Source organism: Methanoculleus taiwanensis (assembly GCF_004102725.1).
GTDB classification, from domain to species: domain Archaea; phylum Halobacteriota; class Methanomicrobia; order Methanomicrobiales; family Methanoculleaceae; genus Methanoculleus_A; species Methanoculleus_A taiwanensis.
This window is the reverse complement of the sequence record NZ_LHQS01000001.1, coordinates 403,050-422,622: the sequence shown is the minus strand read 5'-3', so window position 1 is coordinate 422,622 and position 19,573 is coordinate 403,050. Positions and strand designations below refer to the sequence as shown.

18 protein-coding genes and 2 tRNA genes are annotated in these 19,573 nt (G+C 58.1%); 5 read left to right on the top strand and 15 right to left on the bottom strand.

Annotated features, from left to right (window positions below; genetic code table 11):
• Positions 1 to 8: 8 nt before the first annotated feature.
• From rpoA2 to ABH15_RS02160, 6 genes are all read right to left on the bottom strand, one after another.
• Complete coding sequence (gene rpoA2, locus ABH15_RS02185) at positions 9 to 1,175, bottom strand: DNA-directed RNA polymerase subunit A'' (protein ID WP_128692722.1); 1,167 nt, start codon at positions 1,173 to 1,175, stop codon at positions 9 to 11.
• Positions 1,175 to 3,817, bottom strand: a complete 2,643-nt coding sequence (locus tag ABH15_RS02180; protein ID WP_128692721.1) for a DNA-directed RNA polymerase subunit A' — start codon at positions 3,815 to 3,817, stop codon at positions 1,175 to 1,177. Before ABH15_RS02180 ends, rpoA2 begins: the two co-directional genes overlap by 1 nt.
• 17 nt (positions 3,818 to 3,834) lie before the next feature.
• The gene (gene rpoB / locus ABH15_RS02175; RefSeq protein ID WP_128692720.1) at positions 3,835 to 5,649 is read right to left on the bottom strand and encodes a DNA-directed RNA polymerase subunit B; all 1,815 of its coding nucleotides are present in this window, start codon (positions 5,647 to 5,649) and stop codon (positions 3,835 to 3,837) included.
• Positions 5,646 to 7,187 carry a DNA-directed RNA polymerase subunit B'' gene (locus ABH15_RS02170; RefSeq protein ID WP_128692719.1) on the bottom strand — a complete coding sequence of 514 codons (1,542 nt, stop codon included), beginning with the start codon at positions 7,185 to 7,187 and terminating at the stop codon, positions 5,646 to 5,648. The genes rpoB and ABH15_RS02170 overlap by 4 nt, the downstream gene beginning before the upstream one ends.
• A 41-nt stretch (positions 7,188 to 7,228) precedes the next feature.
• Positions 7,229 to 7,480 carry a DNA-directed RNA polymerase subunit H gene (locus ABH15_RS02165; RefSeq protein WP_128692718.1) on the bottom strand — a complete coding sequence of 84 codons (252 nt, stop codon included), beginning with the start codon at positions 7,478 to 7,480 and terminating at the stop codon, positions 7,229 to 7,231.
• A 79-nt stretch (positions 7,481 to 7,559) separates the two neighbouring features.
• Positions 7,560 to 7,633, bottom strand: a tRNA-Lys gene (locus ABH15_RS02160).
• Between the two features lie 191 nt (positions 7,634 to 7,824).
• On the opposite strand from ABH15_RS02160, the gene ABH15_RS02155 reads away from it, so the two are divergent.
• Positions 7,825 to 8,274: a phosphate-starvation-inducible PsiE family protein gene (locus ABH15_RS02155; protein ID WP_128692717.1), complete on the top strand. Its 450-nt coding sequence runs from the start codon at positions 7,825 to 7,827 to the stop codon at positions 8,272 to 8,274.
• Between the two features lie 15 nt (positions 8,275 to 8,289).
• Here ABH15_RS02155 and ABH15_RS02150 read toward each other — a convergent pair whose 3' ends face one another.
• Both ABH15_RS02150 and ABH15_RS02145 read right to left on the bottom strand, forming a co-directional pair.
• Entirely contained in the window at positions 8,290 to 8,922 is a 633-nt protein-coding gene (locus ABH15_RS02150; protein ID WP_128692716.1) for a response regulator, read from the bottom strand.
• Entirely contained in the window at positions 8,922 to 9,299 is a 378-nt protein-coding gene (locus ABH15_RS02145) for a roadblock/LC7 domain-containing protein (protein ID WP_128692715.1), read from the bottom strand. Before ABH15_RS02145 ends, ABH15_RS02150 begins: the two co-directional genes overlap by 1 nt.
• 449 nt (positions 9,300 to 9,748) lie before the next feature.
• On the opposite strand from ABH15_RS02145, the gene minD reads away from it, so the two are divergent.
• The 4 genes from minD (at position 9,749) to ABH15_RS02125 (ending at position 11,766) form a co-directional block, all read left to right on the top strand.
• Entirely contained in the window at positions 9,749 to 10,528 is a 780-nt protein-coding gene (minD, locus tag ABH15_RS02140) for a cell division ATPase MinD (protein ID WP_128692714.1), read from the top strand.
• 2 nt (positions 10,529 to 10,530) lie between these two features.
• Entirely contained in the window at positions 10,531 to 10,728 is a 198-nt protein-coding gene (locus ABH15_RS02135; protein WP_164913610.1) for a hypothetical protein, read from the top strand.
• A gap of 65 nt (positions 10,729 to 10,793) precedes the next feature.
• Positions 10,794 to 10,867, top strand: a tRNA-Pro gene (locus tag ABH15_RS02130).
• A 41-nt stretch (positions 10,868 to 10,908) separates the two neighbouring features.
• Entirely contained in the window at positions 10,909 to 11,766 is an 858-nt protein-coding gene (locus ABH15_RS02125) for a damage-control phosphatase ARMT1 family protein (RefSeq protein WP_128692712.1), read from the top strand.
• 470 nt (positions 11,767 to 12,236) lie between these two features.
• On the opposite strand, the gene ABH15_RS02120 is transcribed toward ABH15_RS02125, so the two are convergent.
• From ABH15_RS02120 to ABH15_RS02090, 7 genes are read right to left on the bottom strand one after another with little or no spacing between them, the layout of a single operon-like run.
• Entirely contained in the window at positions 12,237 to 13,136 is a 900-nt protein-coding gene (locus ABH15_RS02120; RefSeq protein ID WP_128692711.1) for a DNA adenine methylase, read from the bottom strand.
• A 58-nt stretch (positions 13,137 to 13,194) separates the two neighbouring features.
• On the bottom strand, positions 13,195 to 14,409 hold the full coding sequence (locus tag ABH15_RS02115) for a phosphoglycerate kinase (RefSeq protein WP_164913609.1): 1,215 nt from the start codon (positions 14,407 to 14,409) through the stop codon (positions 13,195 to 13,197).
• 17 nt (positions 14,410 to 14,426) lie between these two features.
• Entirely contained in the window at positions 14,427 to 15,056 is a 630-nt protein-coding gene (locus ABH15_RS02110; RefSeq protein ID WP_128692710.1) for a V-type ATP synthase subunit D, read from the bottom strand.
• A gap of 6 nt (positions 15,057 to 15,062) precedes the next feature.
• Complete coding sequence (locus ABH15_RS02105; protein ID WP_128692709.1) at positions 15,063 to 16,448, bottom strand: ATP synthase subunit B; 1,386 nt, start codon at positions 16,446 to 16,448, stop codon at positions 15,063 to 15,065.
• A gap of 1 nt (position 16,449) precedes the next feature.
• A complete protein-coding gene (locus tag ABH15_RS02100; RefSeq protein WP_128692708.1) occupies positions 16,450 to 18,213 on the bottom strand; it encodes an ATP synthase subunit A in 1,764 nt (587 codons plus the stop codon).
• A complete protein-coding gene (locus tag ABH15_RS02095; RefSeq protein WP_128692707.1) occupies positions 18,204 to 18,506 on the bottom strand; it encodes a V-type ATP synthase subunit F in 303 nt (100 codons plus the stop codon). Before ABH15_RS02095 ends, ABH15_RS02100 begins: the two co-directional genes overlap by 10 nt.
• Positions 18,507 to 19,562: a V-type ATP synthase subunit C gene (locus tag ABH15_RS02090; RefSeq protein WP_128692706.1), complete on the bottom strand. Its 1,056-nt coding sequence runs from the start codon at positions 19,560 to 19,562 to the stop codon at positions 18,507 to 18,509.
• Positions 19,563 to 19,573 lie beyond the last annotated feature (11 nt).

Genomic DNA, 19,573 nt, shown 5'->3' with positions numbered 1-19,573 from the left:
TCCTCGTTTTACAGATTTACAGGCCTTGCAATGAGTTTTACATCACCGGTTCCGAGCTGGATGGGCTGACCAACGATGACGTTCTCGGTCACGCCGTTCAGCTCGTCCACCTCGTTTGCGATCGCCGCATCCAGCAGGTGATTGACCGTCACCTCGAATGCCGCTCGTGAAAGAACGCTCTCCTTCTCGCCGGCAATTCCGTGGCGACCGATCTGCTTCACTTCCCCTTCCATGCACATCATGTCGGCCACAAGCATGATGTGACGGACATCGACGCCGATACCCTGTTCGTTCAGGGTGCTCAGCGCTTCCTGGATGATTGCGTTCCTGCCGGCCTCGATACCGAGCACGTCGGCGATCTCGCTGATGTTGTTGCTTCGGGTTCGGGCGGTGTCGACTCCCTCAACCTGAAAGACATCTTTTAGGGTGGAGCCTTCAGTATAAAGGATATACTCTCCTTCTTCCTTTCGGACGACCACACGCTCGATGTCGTCGATACCCTGAACGATGACGATCCGGACGTGCTCGGCGAGCTGGAAAAGGTTCTGGTAGCTCTCCCGGTTCTTCGGGAGGAACGTGATCAACGCCTTCTTGGCATCGCCTTCGCTCTCGAAGTCGCGGAAGTGGCGGCGTTCCCGGATCTTCCGCGGTGCCGTCTCGATGATCTCCTCGACGCTGATCTTCCGCCGGTCACAGACCTGCTTGTTCAGCTGCACGAGCACCTGCATGTTCTCCATGTCGATGGTGATGTCGCCGAACTCGTGGAGCGGGGCAGCCTCGATCTGCCAGCTGACCTCCCTCGCACGGTCACGGTTGAACGCCCAGTCTTCCAGAAGGTATACTGCCATCGTCGGGGTGCTCGGCTCACGCCGGGCATCCATGATCTCGATGAGACGGGGAAGCCCGAGCGTAACGTTGATCTCAGCCACACCCGCATAGTGGAACGTACGCATCGTCATCTGCGTTCCGGGCTCGCCGATCGACTGGGCGGCAATGACTCCCACTGCCTCGCAGGGCTCGATCCTGGTCTTCCGGTACTCTGCGAAGACCATCTCGAGGATCCAGGTGAACTGCTCTTCGGAGACATCTTTGCCTATAAGGCTCTTTTTTAAATCTTCTTTCGTCTTGACGGGCAGATCGGCCTCGTCAATACGTCTCTCCATATCCCCGTTCATCAGACTTCCTCCTTGAGCACGCTCTCCACAATACCTTTCACGTCGACCGGGTCGCCGCTGCTGCTGCGCGACGGGTCGGTACCGTCTTCGCCGTACTTGAACTGGATGATTCTGCCGCCGGTTGTCCTGACGGTACCGTCGTAGGCCACCTTCAGATCCTGCAGGGCATTGACCATACGGCGCTGCAGGTAACCACTCTGCGACGTTCGGACGGCCGTATCCACAAGACCTTCACGACCACCGATAGCGTGGAAGAAGAACTCGGTCGGGGATAGGCCGCTCTTGTAACTGTTGGCGATGAACCCGTGAGCGCCCGCACCACGGTCGCCCCGCTTGAAGTGCGGCAGCGTCCGCTCCTCGTAGCCACGCACAATCCGTTCGCCACGCACCGACTGCTGCCCGAGACAGCCTGCCATCTGGGTCAGGTTCAGCATGGAGCCACGAGCACCGGAGACGGCCATCACGACGGCGCTGTTCCCAAGGCCGAGGTGCCTTCCGGCAATCTCACCCGTACGGTCACGGGCTTTGCCGAGCACCTGCATGATCTGCATCTCGAGCGTCTCGTCGAGCGTCCGCCCCGGCATGGGCTCAAGCTGGCCTTCGTTGTAGATCTTGATCCGCCGCTCGACATCGAGGAGCGCGTTCTTCAGCACCTCGTCGATCTGACCGTATTCCGTCTTGGTCAGGTCTTCGTCGTCGATACCGAAACTGAACCCTTCGATCATGATACCGCGGATCGAAAGCTTCGTCACGTCGTCGATGAACTGCGCTCCCCGCTTAAGGCCGTACTGGCGGATGATACGGTGCAGAATCTGACCGTCGAAGGCACCGATCGCCTTCTTGTCGATGGTTCCGGAGACGAGCTGACCGTCGATGATCCTGACGTACGCGTCACGGTCGCAGACCTCGCGCCGGCAGGTCTCGCAGTGCTGGCAGCTCGTCGCCTTAAAGACCATGTTCAGGCCGTCCGGAAGGATAGCCGAGAATACCTGCTTGTTCGTCCAGTACGGCTTTCCGTCTATCTCCTTGTCGGAAGGAGGGAGATGCTCGATCGGGACGTGCTTTAATAAGTAGAGCATCTCTTCTTTCGCAAACCAGCGCGTCTCGTGGGTTAAGAGGAAGATACCGGAGATGTGATCGTGGATACCCCCGATGATCGGCCCTCCGGTTCTCGGCGAGAGGATGTTCGCCTGCACCGAGACCAGGATCTCCGCCTCCGCGCGTGCCTCCTCGGTCTGCGGGATGTGGAGATTCATCTCATCACCGTCAAAGTCGGCGTTGTAGGGAGGACAGACGGCCGGGTTCAGCCGGAACGTCTTCCCATCCATGACGACGATCCGGTGCGCCATGATACTCATCCGGTGCAGCGAGGGCTGCCGGTTGAAGAGGACGATATCGCCGCTCCTGAGCTGGCGTTCCACCGTCCAACCGGGCTCGATCATCTCGGCCACGGTCTCCCGGTTCGACTCTGAGAGGCGCATTCTCCGGTTGTCCGGCCGGATCACATAGTTCGCGCCGCAGGGAGCCTTGATCGTCTTCCGCTCCTCACCGTTTAAGACGTACTGCCTGACCTCCTCGATGTTGTAGGAGGTCACCCGCACCGGAACGGTCATCTCGTTCACGATCGCAAGCGGGATACCAACCTCACCGATAGAGAGGTTTGGGTCGGGAGAGATGACCGTACGAGCGGAGAAGTTCACACGCTTACCGGAGAGCGAACCACGGAAACGGCCTTCTTTCCCCTTGAGACGTTGTGAGAGGGTCTTTAGAGGCCTTCCGCTCCTGTGGCGCGCAGGCGGACAGCCCGCCACCTCGTTATCAAGGTAGGTGGTGACGTGGTACTGCAGGAGTTCCCAGAGATCCTCGATGATCAGCTGGGGAGCGCCTGCATCCTGGTTCTCCTTGAACCGCTGGTTGATACGGATGATATCCACGAGCTTGTGCGTCAGATCGTCCTCGGACCGCTGGCCGTTCTCAAGGATGATCGACGGCCGCATCGTGACCGGCGGAACGGGAAGAACGGTCAGGATCGTCCACTCGGGGCGGGCAACCGTGGGGTTGACACCGAGCGCCCGCAGATCGTCATCCGGAATCCGCTCGAGGCGTGACCGGATATCGGCAGGCGTCAGTTTATGCTCGAACTTTTTCCCGTCCTCCACCCAGAGTTCGGAGAAGGTGGTGGGTTTTTCAAAGTTGATCTTGAGCTGCTGCTCGCCGCAGTGCGGGCAGGTGCGCTCCTTCTTGATATCCTTCTCGGAGACGAACTCGGAACCGATCTCGCCCTCTTCGGAACCGGTGACCTTTCCCACCTCTTCAGGGGTGAGCAGAAGGCGCGCACAGCTCCGGCAGGTCACCCTGAGAAGCTTCCGGATCAATCGGGTGTAGCCGACATGAATGACAGGTTTTGCGAGCTCGATATGCCCGAAGTGTCCGGGACACTCGGCCGCCTTCTGGTCGCAGGTCTTGCACCGGAGACCCGGGTCGATAACACCGAGATTCAGGTCCATGAGCCCCTGCGGATAAGGGAACCCGTCGTCGTCGTAGGTATCGGCCCAGATGATCTTCCGGACACTCATTTTGCGGATCTCTTTCGGGGAGAGGAGCCCGAATTCGATCTTTCCAACACGTTTAGGACTGGTCATACTGTAGTTCGCCCCCGTTATACCATATCTTCGAGCCGCAGGCGGGGAGCAATGCCCATACTCTTCATCTCGTCAAGCAGCAGCTTGAACGCATAGCTCATCTCGACCGGATAGATGTCGGTCTCGCCACCGCAGGCAAGGCAGCGGGTTATCTTGCGCTTCCGATCAAGCATCGCCACCATACCGCACTTGGCGCAGACCCACTCCGAGACCTTATCGGACTCGTCAAGGAGACGCTCTTTAAGCGCCATCGCAGCACCGTGACCAATCATGACGTCACGCTCCATCTCACCGAACCGAAGACCTCCTTCACGGGCACGACCCTCGGTCGGCTGGCGGGTGAGCACCTGCACCGGACCGCGCGAACGGGCGTGCATCTTACTCGAGACCATGTGGTAGAGTTTCTGGTAGTAGATAACGCCGATGTAGATATCGGCGGCAAACCGCCGGCCGGTGATACCGTCGTACATCACTTCGCGCCCGGTGTGGGAAAAGCCGAGTTCCTTGAGGGAGCTCCGCATCGCCGCTTCCCGCTCGCCGCGGAACGCCGTCGCGTTGATCCGGTGCCCTTCAAGGCTGCCGACCTTGCCGCCGAGCATCTCGAGCATGTGCCCGATCGTCATACGGCTCGGGACGGCGTGGGGGTTGATGACGAGGTCGGGCGTCATCCCGGACTCGGTGAAGGGCATATCCTCCTGAGGCTGGATGAGCCCGATGACACCCTTCTGCCCGTGCCTCGATGCGAACTTGTCGCCCACCTCGGGAACACGGAGATCCCGCGTGCGCACCTTCACGAGACGCGAACTGTTCTCACCCTCGGTGATGATGACGGTGTCGACGATACCGTGCTCGTTGCTCCGCATCGTGACTGAAGTATCCCGCCGCTTTTCAACGGCGATCAGTTCACTCGTCGGCTCTTCGAGGAACCTCGGCGGCGAGGTCTTTCCGATGATGACGTCCTTCTCCCGGACCACCGTCTCGGGGCTGATGACGCCGTCGTCGTCGAGGTTTGCATAGTACTCGGTACCATGCGCACCCGAGACCTCTTCGTCGGGGATCTCGATCCGGTCGACTTGTCCGCCAGGGTACCTGCGCTCTTCGCCGTCGTAGGTGCGGAAGAAGTGAGACCTCCCGACGCCCCGATCGATCGAGGCCTTGTTGATGATGAGCGCATCCTCAATGTTGAACCCCTCGTAGCTGATGATCGCCACGACGAAGTTCTGACCGGCAGGCCGGTCATCGGAACCGATGACATCGGAGGTCTGCGTGTAGGTGAGGGGCTTTTGGACGTAGTGGAGCATGTGGCCACGGGTGTCGGGCCGGAGCTTCATGTTCGCGGCGGCAAACCCAAGCGCCTGCTTGACCATTCCGGCACCCATGGTGACACGCGGACTGGCGTTGTGCTCGGGGAACGGGACGTGAGCCGCACCGATACCGAGGATCAGCGCAGGATCGATCTCAAGGTGCGTATGCTCGGGAGTGAGGACATCCTCGGTGATGGCGATGAAGAGGTCTTCCTCCTCCTCGGCATCGATGAACTCGATGACGCCTCTCCTCACAAAGTCGTTGAAGTCTATCTCGCCGGCCCGAAGCCGCTCGATATCTTCGGGGGCGACCTGCGTCTTGCCGTTCTCGACGACGATCAGCGGGCGGCGAGCCCGTCCGCGGTCGGTGTGAACGATGACGTCGTTATTGAACTCTTTATACGAGACGTTGATCTCCGTCGAGACCTCACCGCGCCTGCGCATGCGCCTGATGTTCGCAACGAGGGCAACCGGGTCTTCCACGAGGCCGATGAGTGCGCCGTCGACGAAGACACGTGACATCTTCATATGGTCTCCCTCCGGAGGGCGATGACACCCGAATCAAACAGAATATTCTTCACTTCCTCTTCATCCAGAACGCCCTTGCTGATCTCGACCATCTGGGCGAAGTTCTTTACGAGACCACAGTTCGGACCCTCCGGTGTCTCGCTCGGACAGATACGCCCCCACTGGGTGGGGTGCAGATCACGCGCCTCGAAGTGAGGCTGCGAACGGGAGAGGGGAGAGATTACACGGCGCAGGTGCGAGAGCACGGCCATGTGATCGACACGGTCGAGGAGCTGCGAGACACCCGTCCTGCCGCCCACCCAGTTACCGGTGGCGAGCGGGTGGAGCAGGCGCTCGGTAAGGACGTCGGCGCGGACCGCGGTGCTTATGGAGAGGTCGCGGTGCCGCATGCTGGCGCGCTCGAGCTGGTACTTGACATCCCTCGTGAGGCGGTTTAGCGAGATACGGAAAAGGTCTTCCATAAGGTCGCCGGCGAGTTTTAAGCGCTTGTTCGAGTAGTGATCCTTATCGTCGATGCGCCGCCGGTCGAGGACGAGATCGAAGCAGGCCTCTGCCATACGGCCGAGGAAGTGCGCCTTTGCGAGCCTGACCTCTTCAACCGTCTGTCGGTAGCCGGGATCCTCCTCTTTGAGGCCGATCGGCATCAGATAGTTGAGGTGCGGCAGCAGGTAGTTGTCAAGGACAAACTCCGCACGTTTCCGCTGGTAATCGCGCGTCTGGTTCGGAGCAAGTTTCTTGCCGACGTACATGACGCCCTCCTCGACGGTATCGCAGTCGCTCTCTTCCAGGTTCTGCATCATGAACGTAAGGATCTCCTCGTCCGTAGAGACGGCCTCGACGATGTCGTGGTCGCCGGGAAGGCCGAGCGCCCGCATCAGATCGATGAACCGCAGGTGACCGGCTACCGAGGGGAAGGAGACCTCAAGCAGGTTTTTGCGGTTCCGCTCCACGATAACGAGCGCGCGGTAACCCCGGTACTGCGAGAATACCTTGGCAACGTAGATCCGCTCGTTGTAGCGCTCGGTGAACTCGGTCATGATCTTGTTGGATGCGAGGTCCTCGAGCGTCATCAGGACCCGTTCTGTACCGTTGACGATGAAGTAGCCACCCGGGTCGAGCGGGTCTTCACCCTGCTCGGTCCGCTCGTCGTCGGTCATTCCATGGAGGTTGCAGGCGGCAGAACCGATCATCACCGGCAGCTGGCCGATGGTGGTTACGATCCCTTCCTGACGCTCGTCACCCTGGACAAGCGTCATATCGAGCTGGATAGGTGCGGCATACGTGAGGTTTCGGAGGCGCGCTTCACTCGGGAAGAGCTCGGACTGCGAACCGTCCGCCTCCCGGACGAGCGGCTTTTTCACCTCGATCGTCCCGAGTTCGACCCATACAGCTTCTCTCCCCTTTCCACGCGTCTCGATGTCGGTCTCAATGACGCGCTGCTCGTCCACAACTTTCTGAAGATTGTGCAGGAGAAAATTATTATAAGAATCCAGTTGATGTCTTGCTACGTGTTCCCGCGAAAAATAAGCTCTAGACAATACACTTCTGTCTATCAGATGAATCAGCTCCCGGCCAGGATTTATTTCTTCGGTCTCTTCACAACGAGACGGTACGACTCCGCTCTGCCCGCAGTCCGGCTCTCACGGACTATCCGAACAACATCCCCGATATTGCCCCCGATAGCTTTGGCTGCCGGGTCGTCATGGTAGATTTTCGGCAGTTGCTCCAAAGAGATCTCATACGTGGAGAGTAACGTCTTTACCTCTTCTTCGCTCATAATTTGATGGTCAGGAACCATCGAGTGTTTGATTACGTCAAATGAGGTGCTCATCCATTATACCCCGCTGACGAAAGAGTCACATATCAGATGCATCACCTATACAAAAACCACAGATCAACGCCCATGGCAACGGGCCCAAGGGGATTTGAACCCCCGACCACCTGGTTAAAAGCCAGGCGCTCTACCTAACTGAGCTATAGGCCCCGCGCGTATGCCATCATAGCATTATTACAACGCAAGAAAAGTATAAAAACTTTACTCAGGTGCGTATCTTATCATTCACCGTATTATCATATAAATCTTTATGTCCGAATCCGGTTTCCCGACGTACCGGAATATTTAATGCCATTCCGGGAGTTCTACTCTTCAGAGAACGCTCATTCAGGAGTGATCCTGTGGCGATAAAAAACCACCATATCAATACGATTATTTCGGCCCTGTCGAACGTGACGCTGGGGATCTACCTCGCAATTGCCATCGCGCTGTCCATCCTCGCAATACTATCGCTCTATGATGTAGCGCTGCTCATCCTTGAAGTCTTCACAACGAAGAACACCACGCTCGGCGTCCTTGCCGTGCTGCACGCGCTCCTCGTCACCATCATCATCATCGAGCTCCTGGACACAGTCACGCTCTACTTCAAAACCAACCGGCTCCAGGTCACCCCCATCCTGATCGCCGCCATGACCGCCATGGTGCGGCGCATCCTGACATTCGGCGTCGAACCCGTAGAGGCAGCCGATGTGGCGCTTACCATCGTCGCCATCCTCGTCCTGACGATCGCCATCGTCTACATAGGGAAGCAGGAGCGGCGTTTCGGCTCCGACAGGGCGGAAGGGGAATAAAAAGGAAAAACGGAGTTACTGCTCTGCAAAGACGGTGAACTCGCCCCGTATCTGGTGCAGGCGTTCTTCCTGCAGCTTGATACTGGTCGCCATGCTCTTGATGGCACGCGTGATATTCTCACCCATCCCCACCTTTGCATCCTTGATGCTGTAGGTGGTCTCGAGGATCTTCAGGAGACGTTTGTTGATATCCACGCTCTTGCTGAGACGCTCATACTCGTCGATGATCCGCTGATCCACACCGGCCTGCCGTGCACGCTCGATATCCGCAGTGATGGAGTGACGGCGTTGGAGAACATGCTCTATCGCGTCGTAGAGCTGGTGATGCGTCGTCGGTTTGAGTATGTAATCTTCAATATATACCCCGTATTCCTTCGCCTCTTCCGGCGTCAGGGGTTTTGCCGTCAGCATCAGAACGGGGATATGCTTCGTCGAAAGATTGCCTTTGAGGTTCTCGAGCGTCTCCCACCCGTCCATCGGCTCCATCATGATATCGAGCAGAATCAGATCGGGCGTGGCCTCCCGTAAGACCGATAACGCCTCTTCCCCGCTGTACGCCGTTATCGGATGATATCCTCCCCGCTCAAGCATCGTCACGAATACGTCGACGATCATCGGACTATCATCAACGACCAGTATCGTATACATTATAGTTCCTCCCCAATCCTGGCTGCAACCGTCGCAAGCTGCTCACTGACCGCTGCAGGATCCGCGGTCTTCTCAACAACCGCCGTGATGAGTGCTTCATTTCCTACACATACGACCAGAATCGTGGCGTCCGCCGTAGTGACCACGATCGACGAGGGGGAACTGATGTGAACAGCACTCGCAGCAGCTTCTGCCGACGCAAAAATCGTTGCACTCATTGCTGCGAACAGCGAGGGAGTCTGCCCGTTATCCCGGAAATACTTGCCCATAACAAAGCCATCCTGCGATACAAGAGCACAGGCAACCACACCGCTGATGGATCGGATCTCCTCGATGTACGTTTGAGCCTTCTCTTTCGAGGGTGGATGGTCAGTCATACGGATAAACCCCAAGCGTTATACAAGGACATATACACCTCGCACCATATATCAATATCGAATCGAATACACCCGTATCACGCCCCCTCCTTCGTTTTAGGCCCGGCTCCCGGCAGAGGGGCACGCCCGCGGATCCTTCGGCACCATGGCACATCCCAATGGCCGGTGCGGCGGCGTTACGGTAGCGATGCTGGGTGATATAATTTTCCCGTACTGATGGCTCCCGGCGGATCATCTCTCCTGCTCCGGGAGAGCGCACGCCCCGGCCGGGCACCGTATCGGCGCCGCGTGTACAACGGTTGCCTGCACCCCCGGATCACTTCAGCAGAAAAAACCCGAAACGGAGAGAAAAAAGCCGCCAATAAAAGATATGGAGTTGTTAAATCCCCTTTCTCATTTAGAAACTACTATATGGTATCACTTCGATCTCTCCATGAGACGGGAATGAGATGATCAGAGCCTTCACAATCGCCTCCGGTAAAGGCGGGACAGGAAAAACAACAGTCACTGCAAATCTCGGAACAGCGCTTGCTTACTACGGAAAGGAGACGTACATCGTCGATGTCGACGTGGGGATGGCAAACCTCGGGCTCGTGCTCGGCCTTGAGAATGCATCGATCACCCTGCACGAAGTGCTCGCGGGAAAAGCAAAGATTCAGGATGCGATCTATGACGGACCGCACGGGCTGAAAGTGGTGCCGAGCGGGATCTCGCTCAAGGGATTCCAGGAGGCAGACCCCCAGCGACTGAAGGATGTGATGCGCGATCTCGTCAGCCGCTGCGATTACCTGCTCCTCGACGCCCCCGCCGGACTCGGCAGCGATGCGGTCATCCCGCTTGCCGTCGCCGACGAGGTCATCCTGGTGGTCAATCCCGAGATCTCCTCGCTCGTCGACGCCCTGAAAGTCAAGATTCTGACCGAGATGGTCGGCGGAACCGTCAGAGGTGCCATTCTCAACCGGGCAAGCCTTGAAAACACCGATCTCTCCAAACAGAAGATCCAGAAGGTTCTTGGTGTGCCGATCATCGATGTGATCCCCGAAGACCCGAACGTACGCCGCTCCTCGACCTACAAGACCCCGATCGTGATCAAGTATCCGGATTCACCTTCAGCCGTGGCATTTCGGCGTATAGCTGCAACGCTTGCCGGGATCGAATATAACGAACCCGTCGAAGAAAGGAGAGAAAGATTTGTCGAGCGGCTTGCTCGAACGCTATTCAGGAGATAACCATGACAATCGACAGCATTATGATCGTGATCCTTTCACTTATCATCATCAGCCTGCTGTTCATCATGTACGTGATGTACGTGCGGATCAAGCAGCTCCTCAAGGAAGTGGAAGAGATCAGCAGCAGAATGGAAGTTACCGGAACCGAACTTGAACAGCTGACCCGTAGCGTGGAAGAGTACAAGATGATGAAGATCTAATCACCACGCTTTCACCGTTTCAGAAGCGAAACTACATAAGCTATTCAGATCCAAACTATAAGGGAGGGGCCATAGGGTAGCCTGGCCATCCTAGGAGACTGGGGGTCTTCTGACCTGCGTTCAAATCGCAGTGGCCCCATTAACACCTTTTTTGTTGCTCAGGGTTCGATCAGTACTATCATGAGATTCAAACCCGGATGCACCGAGTGCCTCCTTTCCCGCGTGGCATACGAATCACGGTTGGTGACAGCGGATGAGGATCGAATCAGGCAGACCGTCGATGCCTGCCGTACGTTGCTTACCACCCTGCAAGACCTGCCCGTTCCGGCACCGGTGATCGCAAGCCAGGTTCACCGGCTCGCCTACCGTATGGTCGGAGATGCCGATCCCTACCGTTTGCTGAAACAAACCAACAACAGTGACGCCATCGCCGTGTGCAGGCAGGTCAGGGGAGAGCTCACGACGTTCCGCGACCGCGCGCTCGCCGCTGTTATCGGCAATACTCTGGATTACGGATCGATGGCACATACGGTCACCGACAACTTCGTCGAGTTCTTCAGGTGGGAATTTTCGGCCGGGTTTACGATCGACGATACCGATGCAATAGAAGCGCTCACTTCCCGTGTCGTCTATCTCGCCGATAACTGCGGCGAGATCGTATTTGATGCCCTTCTCGTCGACTACCTCAAAGCGCACGGTGCCGAGGTCATCCTCGCCGTCCGGGGAGCACCTATCCTGAACGATGCAACGCTCGCAGACGCGCGCGACCTCGGCATCGACCGCCGGGCAGATCTTCTGACAACGACGAGCAACGGCACCGCGGAGCTCGGCCTGAATCTCGACATCATGCCTTCTGATCTTGCGGATGCACTCGACCGCTGTACGATCATCATCGCCAAGGGCATGGCGAACTACGAATCGCTCTCCGACTATACCGATCTCCCGCCGGTCGCTCATATGATGTCGGTGAAATGCGAACCGATTGCCCGGGATGTGGGCGTCCCCGTCGGGTCACGGATAGCACTGCTCCGCGAGTAGGCAGCACAACCGGGCGCGTCCGGAACGCTCTCCCGGAGGCCGGGACTGCCCGGGAGACTATAAATGCCTTAGCCCGGGAGGCAGTTCGTTGAAAAGTGCCCTTACTTCAAAAGGGCACTTTTCAAGCCCCATTTTTTTATTTTAAGTTAAATATAAAGGAATATAATAACGGATCACCATTATATAACTCAAGATATAGATAATGATCCGGGGTACGACCAGACCCGCATATTTCAGTCTCCACACCCTAAACCAGTGATACGGTCATCAACAGAGTTCAATACCACTACCAATCCAGCAATCCGATGTACGATCGGTACATCAGTGTTCAGGGACCCCCACCACACACCAACTCAGAGAGAACAGGATCTTCAGTTCAACGTCGGGCCACACAGGTACCTCCCGGGGCTGGTCTCTACCCCACACCCTTTCTTTCAGCATACCTCTCAAGAGACGTGCCGCTCCGCGAGTCAGAAGTTGGTCACGACGATCTCGGTGAGGCTGCCCCGCCCATCCGGGTTTCTGTTGATGGCGCGCCGGGCAGAGACCCGGCTGATAGAAAAGCCGCTATAAAGGTCGTCAAAGAACGAATCATCGGGATCGGTATTGCGGGGATCGGAGTTGCTGAGCATGAACCGGGCACCGGCAGCATCGGCCTTCCTGCAGAACTCCGCGAGCCGGATCTGATCGGCATCGGTGAACGCATCGCAGGCATACGACGTGAATTTCGCGGTTGTCGAGAGCGGCCGGTACGGCGGGTCGATGTAGATGAAAGTCTGCTCATCGACAACAGGAAGCGATTCCGTGAAGTCACCCTGCCGGATCGTCACCCGTGCAAGGAGTCCGGAGACCGCCCGGAGATTCTCCTCATCGAGGATCCGGGGGTTCTGGTAGCGTCCCGGGGGGACATTGAACCGGCCGCGCGAGTTAACCCGGAAGAGGCCGTTGAAACAGGTTCGGTTCAGGAAAAGGAACTCTGCAGCCCGGGAAACGGGCGTAGACTCCGTAGAACCTTCAGCCCGGTTGAACCGGTCCCGCAGACCATAATAAAATCCCCGTCGTTCGTCGTCGGAGAGCGGCAGGTAAGCGGTTTCAAGGGCACGAAGCTCCTCAATTAGCCTTTCGACATCCTGCTGCACAGCACGATAGGTGAGCACGAGCTCTCTGTTCACGTCGAAGAGGAAACTCTCTTCAGGGGAATAAGCCTCTGCGACTGCAAAAAAAACCGCTCCTCCCCCGAGAAAGGGCTCGACGTACCGTCGGACCGACCCGGAACCGAGATCGGCCGGAAGCCGGGGCATCAGCGTAGCCAGAAGCTGCCCCTTCCCCCCCGCCCATTTCAGAAAAGGCCGTGCAGATAGAGAACGCATCTGTCGCCGACTCCTCATCGTCCACCGCGACCGGAGAGAGAGAATGGGGTGAGCACTATCACCCGAAAATCTCCCGCGACATCTCCATCGCCCTGATGGCGGGGAGTTTCTTCCCGGTCAGGAACTCGATGCATGCCCCGCCACCGGTTGAGATGTGGGTAAACGCATTCTCGAGATCGAGTTTTTCGATGGCGACCGCAGTATGACCGCCGCCGACCACCGAGAACTCTACAGTGGACGCTGCCCTGACGATCTCGAATGTCCCGGCCGCAAACGCCTCCTCTTCAAAGAGTCCGGCAGGCCCGTTCAACACAACCGTTCCCGATTCCCGGATTCGTGCCGCAAGCGTTGCAGCCGAATCGGCACCGAGGTCGAGCACCGGTGCGTCGGCAGGAATTGCATCGACCGGGTACTCTTCCCGCGCGTCATTTTCCCGGACAGCAACCATCTCCGGAACCAGGATGCTCTCCGGATACGCCGCCAGCAGCTGCCGGGCTCTCGCCACCTCGCCGCAGTACTTGAGCTGCTCGATGAGCTGGGTCGACGGCCTGCCGATATCGTAACCCTGTGCCATCAGGAAGATGTTCGCGACGACACCGGTCACGACCACCCGGTCGGCTATCCCGTTCGAGAGCACGTTCTCCGCAACCGCGACGGAGTCATCCACCTTCGTCCCGCCGAGAACAAACGTCACCGGGCGCGGAGCACCCGTAAAGACGCGGGAGAGAGAAGCGACCTCACGCTCCATCAGGAGGCCGGCAACGGTCTTTACGGCGAGCGGCAGCCCCACGATAGAGGGCTGCGAGCGGTGCGCCGTTCCGAAGGCGTCGTTCACGTACCAGTCCGCCATCCCAGCCAGCTTCCGGACAAGAATAGTCTTTTTTGCCTCCTCCGGTTTGAGCGTCAGATTCTCTTCGGCATTGAACCGGAGGTTCTCGAGCATCACGATATCTCCCCGCTTCATGTTGCGGATCGTCTCTCGTGCAGCAGGCCCAAAGATATCGTCGACGTAGGTAACAGCCCGGCCGGCGAGCCGCTCCAGTTTCTCCGCATGCGCCTCGAGGGTGGTAAAATCCTTCTTTCCCGGGCGGCTCTGGTGCGTGAGGACGACGAGTTTTGTATCTTCGAGCGCCTGAACCGTCGGTAGATGCTCCCGGAATCGTTTATCGTCAAGAATGAATTGAGAAGAGGGATCGATAGGGGAGTTGAAGTCGACACGGAGCATGACCGTTCCGCTCCGACTCCCCGCATCACCTATTGTGCCGATCTCCAACGGACATCACCTGTACTCTATGAGGAACTTCGAGCCTTAATCTTTTTCAGGCGGAAGAGCTCTTCGCGCTCCATCTCATCGAGCCGCATCTTGATGAAGTCTCTGGCCTCGGAGAGTTCGGGGATGACTTTGAACTCCAGCGCGTTCACACGCCGCTTGGTGCTCTCGATCTCGTCGAGCAGCCGTTTCATCGTCGTCTCGATCTCCGCCGCCTCGATGATGCTCTCGAGCAGCTCCTCAAACGCCTCCGCCGTCTCGTCAATGACCGACGACGTGCCGAGCACGCCGTATCCGCGCTCGGTCAGGTTCTTCCGGACGGATGAGGATTCGATCTCCGGCACGACCACACCCATGATATTCTTGCTCTTGAGCGTGATCTGCGGAGCATCCGCCGCCGAGAATGCGGCGGATTTCACACCGATCGCACCCTCGACGGTATTGGCGAGGGCGATCATCTCGACCGCCCTCTCGTAGCGTTCCTGCATTGCGCCGCGGCTGTCTTTCGCCTGCTGCAGCACTTTGAAGAATTCAAGGATCAGTCCATCGCGCTTCATCTTGAGGATGTTGTAGCCACGCTCCGAGAGTTTGATCCGCCGCTTGATGGCGATCAGTTCGGAACGGGTTGGCTTGAGGTCTCGCAGCGCCATGGATACTTACCCCTGCACTTTCTTCCGGTACTTCGGGTGATACTTCTGGATCAGTTCGCGGTCGATACGCACGAGCTGCTCTTCGGGCAGCGTCGCCAGCAGATCCCAGCCGACATCGAGCGTCTCCTCGATCGTCCGGTCGGTGTAGAGACCCTGACGGACAAACCGGTCTTCGAAGAGATCGGCGAATTCGAGGAACATCCGGTCGCGCTCCGAGAGCGCGTCCTTACCGACGATAGCGACAAGGCCTCGCAGATCATTACCCTCTGCGTAGGCTGCATAGAGCTGGTCGGAGACCTTCTTGTGATCCTCACGGGTATGGCCCTTGCCGATGCCGAGGTTCATCAGACGGGAGAGGGACGGCAGCACGTTGATGGGCGGATAGATACCCTTCCGATGCAGCTCACGGTTGACCACGATCTGACCCTCGGTAATGTACCCGGTCAGGTCGGGGATCGGGTGCGTGATATCGTCACCGGGCATCGTCAGGATCGGGATCTGGGTGACAGAGCCCTTGACGCCCTTGATGATACCGGCACGCTCGTAGATGCTGGCAAGGTCGGTGTACATGTATCCCGGATACCCACGACGACCGGGCACTTCTTCACGGGCGGCACCGATCTGACGGAGCGCCTCGCAGTAATTGGTCATGTCGGTCAGGATAACCAGCACGTGGTAACCAAGTTCGAACGCCAGGTACTCTGCGGTCGTGAGCGCAAGCCGCGGGGTGATGATACGTTCGACCGCCGGGTCGTCTGCAAGGTTTAAGAAGACGACGGCACGCTCGAGTGCCCCGGTCTTCTCGAAGTCGGCCATGAAGACGTTCGCCTCTTCACGGGTGATACCCATAGCAGCGAAGACCACGGCAAACTCTTCCGTCGAGCCGGGCACCTTCGCCTGACGGGCGATCTGCAGTGCCACATCGTTGTGCGGGAGACCGGATCCCGAGAAGATCGGGAGTTTCTGACCACGGACGAGGGTGTTGGTGCCGTCGATCGTGGAGATACCGGTCTGGATGAAATCCTCCGGAGAACTCCGGGCATAGGGGTTGATGGCAGCGCCGGTGATATCGAGGCGCTTCTCAGGGACGATATCAGGACCGCCGTCGATCGGCTTACCGCCTCCGGAGAGGATTCGGCCGAGCATCTCTTTACCCACCGGCATCTTGATCGTTTCGCCGGTAAAGCGGATACCGCTGTCCCTGCCGATACCTGCAGTGGTCTCGAAGACCTGCACCACGACAAGGTCGTCGCTGGTATCGAGAACCTGCCCGCGCTTCATCGTTCCGTCGGCGAGGGAGATATTGACAAGCTCACCGTAGCCGATCGGTTCGGTCTTCTCGACAAAGACAAGAGGGCCCGCAATCTGTGTTACCGTTCTGTACTCCTTCATGTTAAGCCGCCCTCAGTGTGTTGAATTCAGCTTCCATGTCCTTCATTATCTTCGCAAGAACGGGCTCGTAGTCCTTGATGAACTTGATCTGCGGAAGCTCGTTCTTTGTCTTCACGCTGATGACCTGCTGCGGGGTCGCGCCTGCCGCCTGTGCGGCACGGGAGAGATCGGCATAGGTCTTGATCGCCTTCATCATGTCGTACTGCTTGGACATCGGACAGAAGGTATCGACCGCATCGTAGGCGTTCTGCTGGAGGAAGATCTCACGGATCATCCTTGCGACCTCGATGGTGATCTGCTCCTCGTCGGGCAGCGCATCGGATCCGACCAGCTGGACGATCTCCTGGAGTTCGGCCTCCTTCTGGAGGACTTCCATCGCCCAGGAACGCAGGGGGTTCCACTCAGGGGAGACCTCACGGTCGTACCAGTCGTGGAGCGTGTCCAGGTAGAGCGAGTAGGAGTTTAACCAGTTAATGGCCGGGAAGTGACGGCGCTGCGAGAGCTTGGCGTCAAGTGCCCAGAAGACCTTCACGATACGGAGGGTGTTCTGCGTAACCGGCTCAGAGAAGTCACCGCCGGGCGGCGAAACCGCACCGATAACCGAGACCGAACCCTTCTTGTTGCTTAGCGTCTCGACAAGACCGGCGCGCTCGTAGAACTCCGAGAGGCGGGCTGCAAGATATGCAGGGTACCCTTCCTCACCGGGCATCTCCTCAAGACGGGACGAGATCTCACGCATCGCTTCCGCCCAGCGCGAGGTCGAGTCCGCCATCAGCGAGACGTCGTAACCCATGTCGCGGAAGTACTCCGCGATGGTAATGCCGGTGTAAACGGATGCCTCACGGGCCGCGACGGGCATGTTCGAGGTGTTTGCGATCAGCACCGTCCGCTCCATGAGCGGCTTACCAGTCTTCGGGTCCTCGAGTTCCGGAAACTCCGTCAGAACCTCGGTCATCTCGTTGCCGCGCTCACCGCAGCCGATGTAGACCACGATCTCGGCATCGGACCACTTCGCAAGCTGCTGCTGGGTGACCGTCTTGCCGCTGCCGAACGGGCCGGGGATTGCGGCCGTTCCGCCTTTCGCGATCGGGAAGAGACCGTCGAGAATGCGCTGACCGGTGATCAGCGGAATATCCGGGTTCATCTTCTCGGTGACCGGCCGCGGGACACGGACAGGCCAGCGCTGGAGCATGGTGATCTCGGTTCCGTCCTCGAGTAGACAGACCGTCTCATCGACGGTATAGCTGCCGGACGTGATACTCTTGATCTTCCCGCCCTTCATGTTCGGCGGCACCATGACCTTGTGAACGATGTTCGTCTCCTGAACCTCGCCGATGATCTCGCCGGGGGCGACCATGTCGCCCGGCTTCACAAGCGGCTTAAACTCCCACTTCTTCTCGTGAGAGAGACCCGGTGCGGAGACACCACGCTCGATGAAGTTGCCCATCTTGTCGACAAGCACTTCAAGGGGACGCTGGATACCGTCGTAGATACTGGTCAGCAGACCGGGGCCGAGCTCGACCGCCAGCGACAGGCCGGTGTTCTCGACCGGCTCGCCGGGCTTGATGCCGGAGGTGTCCTCATAGACCTGGATGATGATGTTCTCACCCTGGATCTTGATGACCTCCCCCATCAGCTCCTCGTCGCCGACCTTCACCACGTCGTACATGTGTGCGTCAAGGCCGGTCGCGGTGACCACAGGGCCTGAAATCCGCTTCAGGACACCTTTTCCTCTTTTTTCACTTGCTTTCTCTTTTACTTCCACAGATCAACACCCACCGATCTCTTTATTCTCTCTCGCATGGATAGGCCTCCCTCGCCTCCACCGATCGTGATCACGGTCGGTTTGACGGAGTTTTCAAGAGTGGTGCGGAGCCTCTGGGGGATCCGCTCCATATTTTTGCCTTCCAGGACGAGAATACCTACTTCCTTATCTCCAAGCACCCGGTTGATGTAGTCGATCAGCCGCTCGTCGGTCTCGGCGGCGTACGTCTTCTGCACGCCGGCAAGCCTGAACCCGAGGATGAACTCGCTGTTTCCGATTACTGCGATCTCCATTTACATCACCAGATAGTCCTGTATCCGCTCGCTCGGGAGGTTCGCCTCCTTACCCCGCGCAAGTGCACGCAGGTTTGCAACCTCGTACTTCTTGTGCTCGAGGTAAGCCAGGATCGGAGTGATCGAGATCGGATATCTCTTGGACATCCGATCCATCTGCTCCAGCTGAACCCGGGTGAGCCCGGTCTCCGCCTCGCGGATCGGCCGGACGCCCCGAAGCTCCTCGAGTGTGTTGAGGAGCGAAGGGAGCGACACCTGTTTCTTCACCGCATCAATGAACTCATCGCGGCCCTCAATGAGAGCGAGCCGCTGCAGCTCATCGACCGTAAACGAACCGCCGGGGATCATCATATCCCGCACATCTTCCGTGACACGCTGCGAGCGAAGACGGAAGAGGTTCTGAATATTCCGGATATCGATCTCGAGCTGCACGTAATTCCTGAAGACCCGGCCGCCCTTGACCTCGCCTTTCGTCTCGGCGAGGAGGCGTTCGTAGTAGCCCTTGTAGAGCTCGTTCTCAAGGCGGGCGTACGAACCTGTCTCGACAGCACGCGGAAACTCCCGCTCCAGCACCGGGTAGAGCCGCGTGCTCTTGAGCGCCTCGACGATCCGGTCGGGGGAGTCTTCCACGAGCAGACGATCGAGGAACACCCGATCGAGGGCACCGGCAGGGATCAGAACCTCACGGATCTTCCCTGCGGAAGTACCTTGGGCTTTCCCGCGGAGAATAGTGAGGACGTTCTGGATATCCCAGCGCCGGAGGTAGCTCGCAGTGAACCGCATTAAGTTTCCGGGCGTGATGTTCAGGATATTCTGGTATTCCTTGGCAAGGTTCCAGCTTAAGGCCACCTCGACGAGATCGATACCGGAGAATGCGGTAGCAAGCTCATCGATCTCGGCCTTGTATCCGGTATCTTCGATAAACCGGGTGATCTCAGGCAGGCTCATATTCAGCATGCGGAGATAATCCTCACGCGGTATCAACTGCGAACGCCGCACCCGCATACGGGTGCAGACGTAGATGTACTGCGCCGATCCGCTACTTATCTCTGCCATATCCGAGCCTC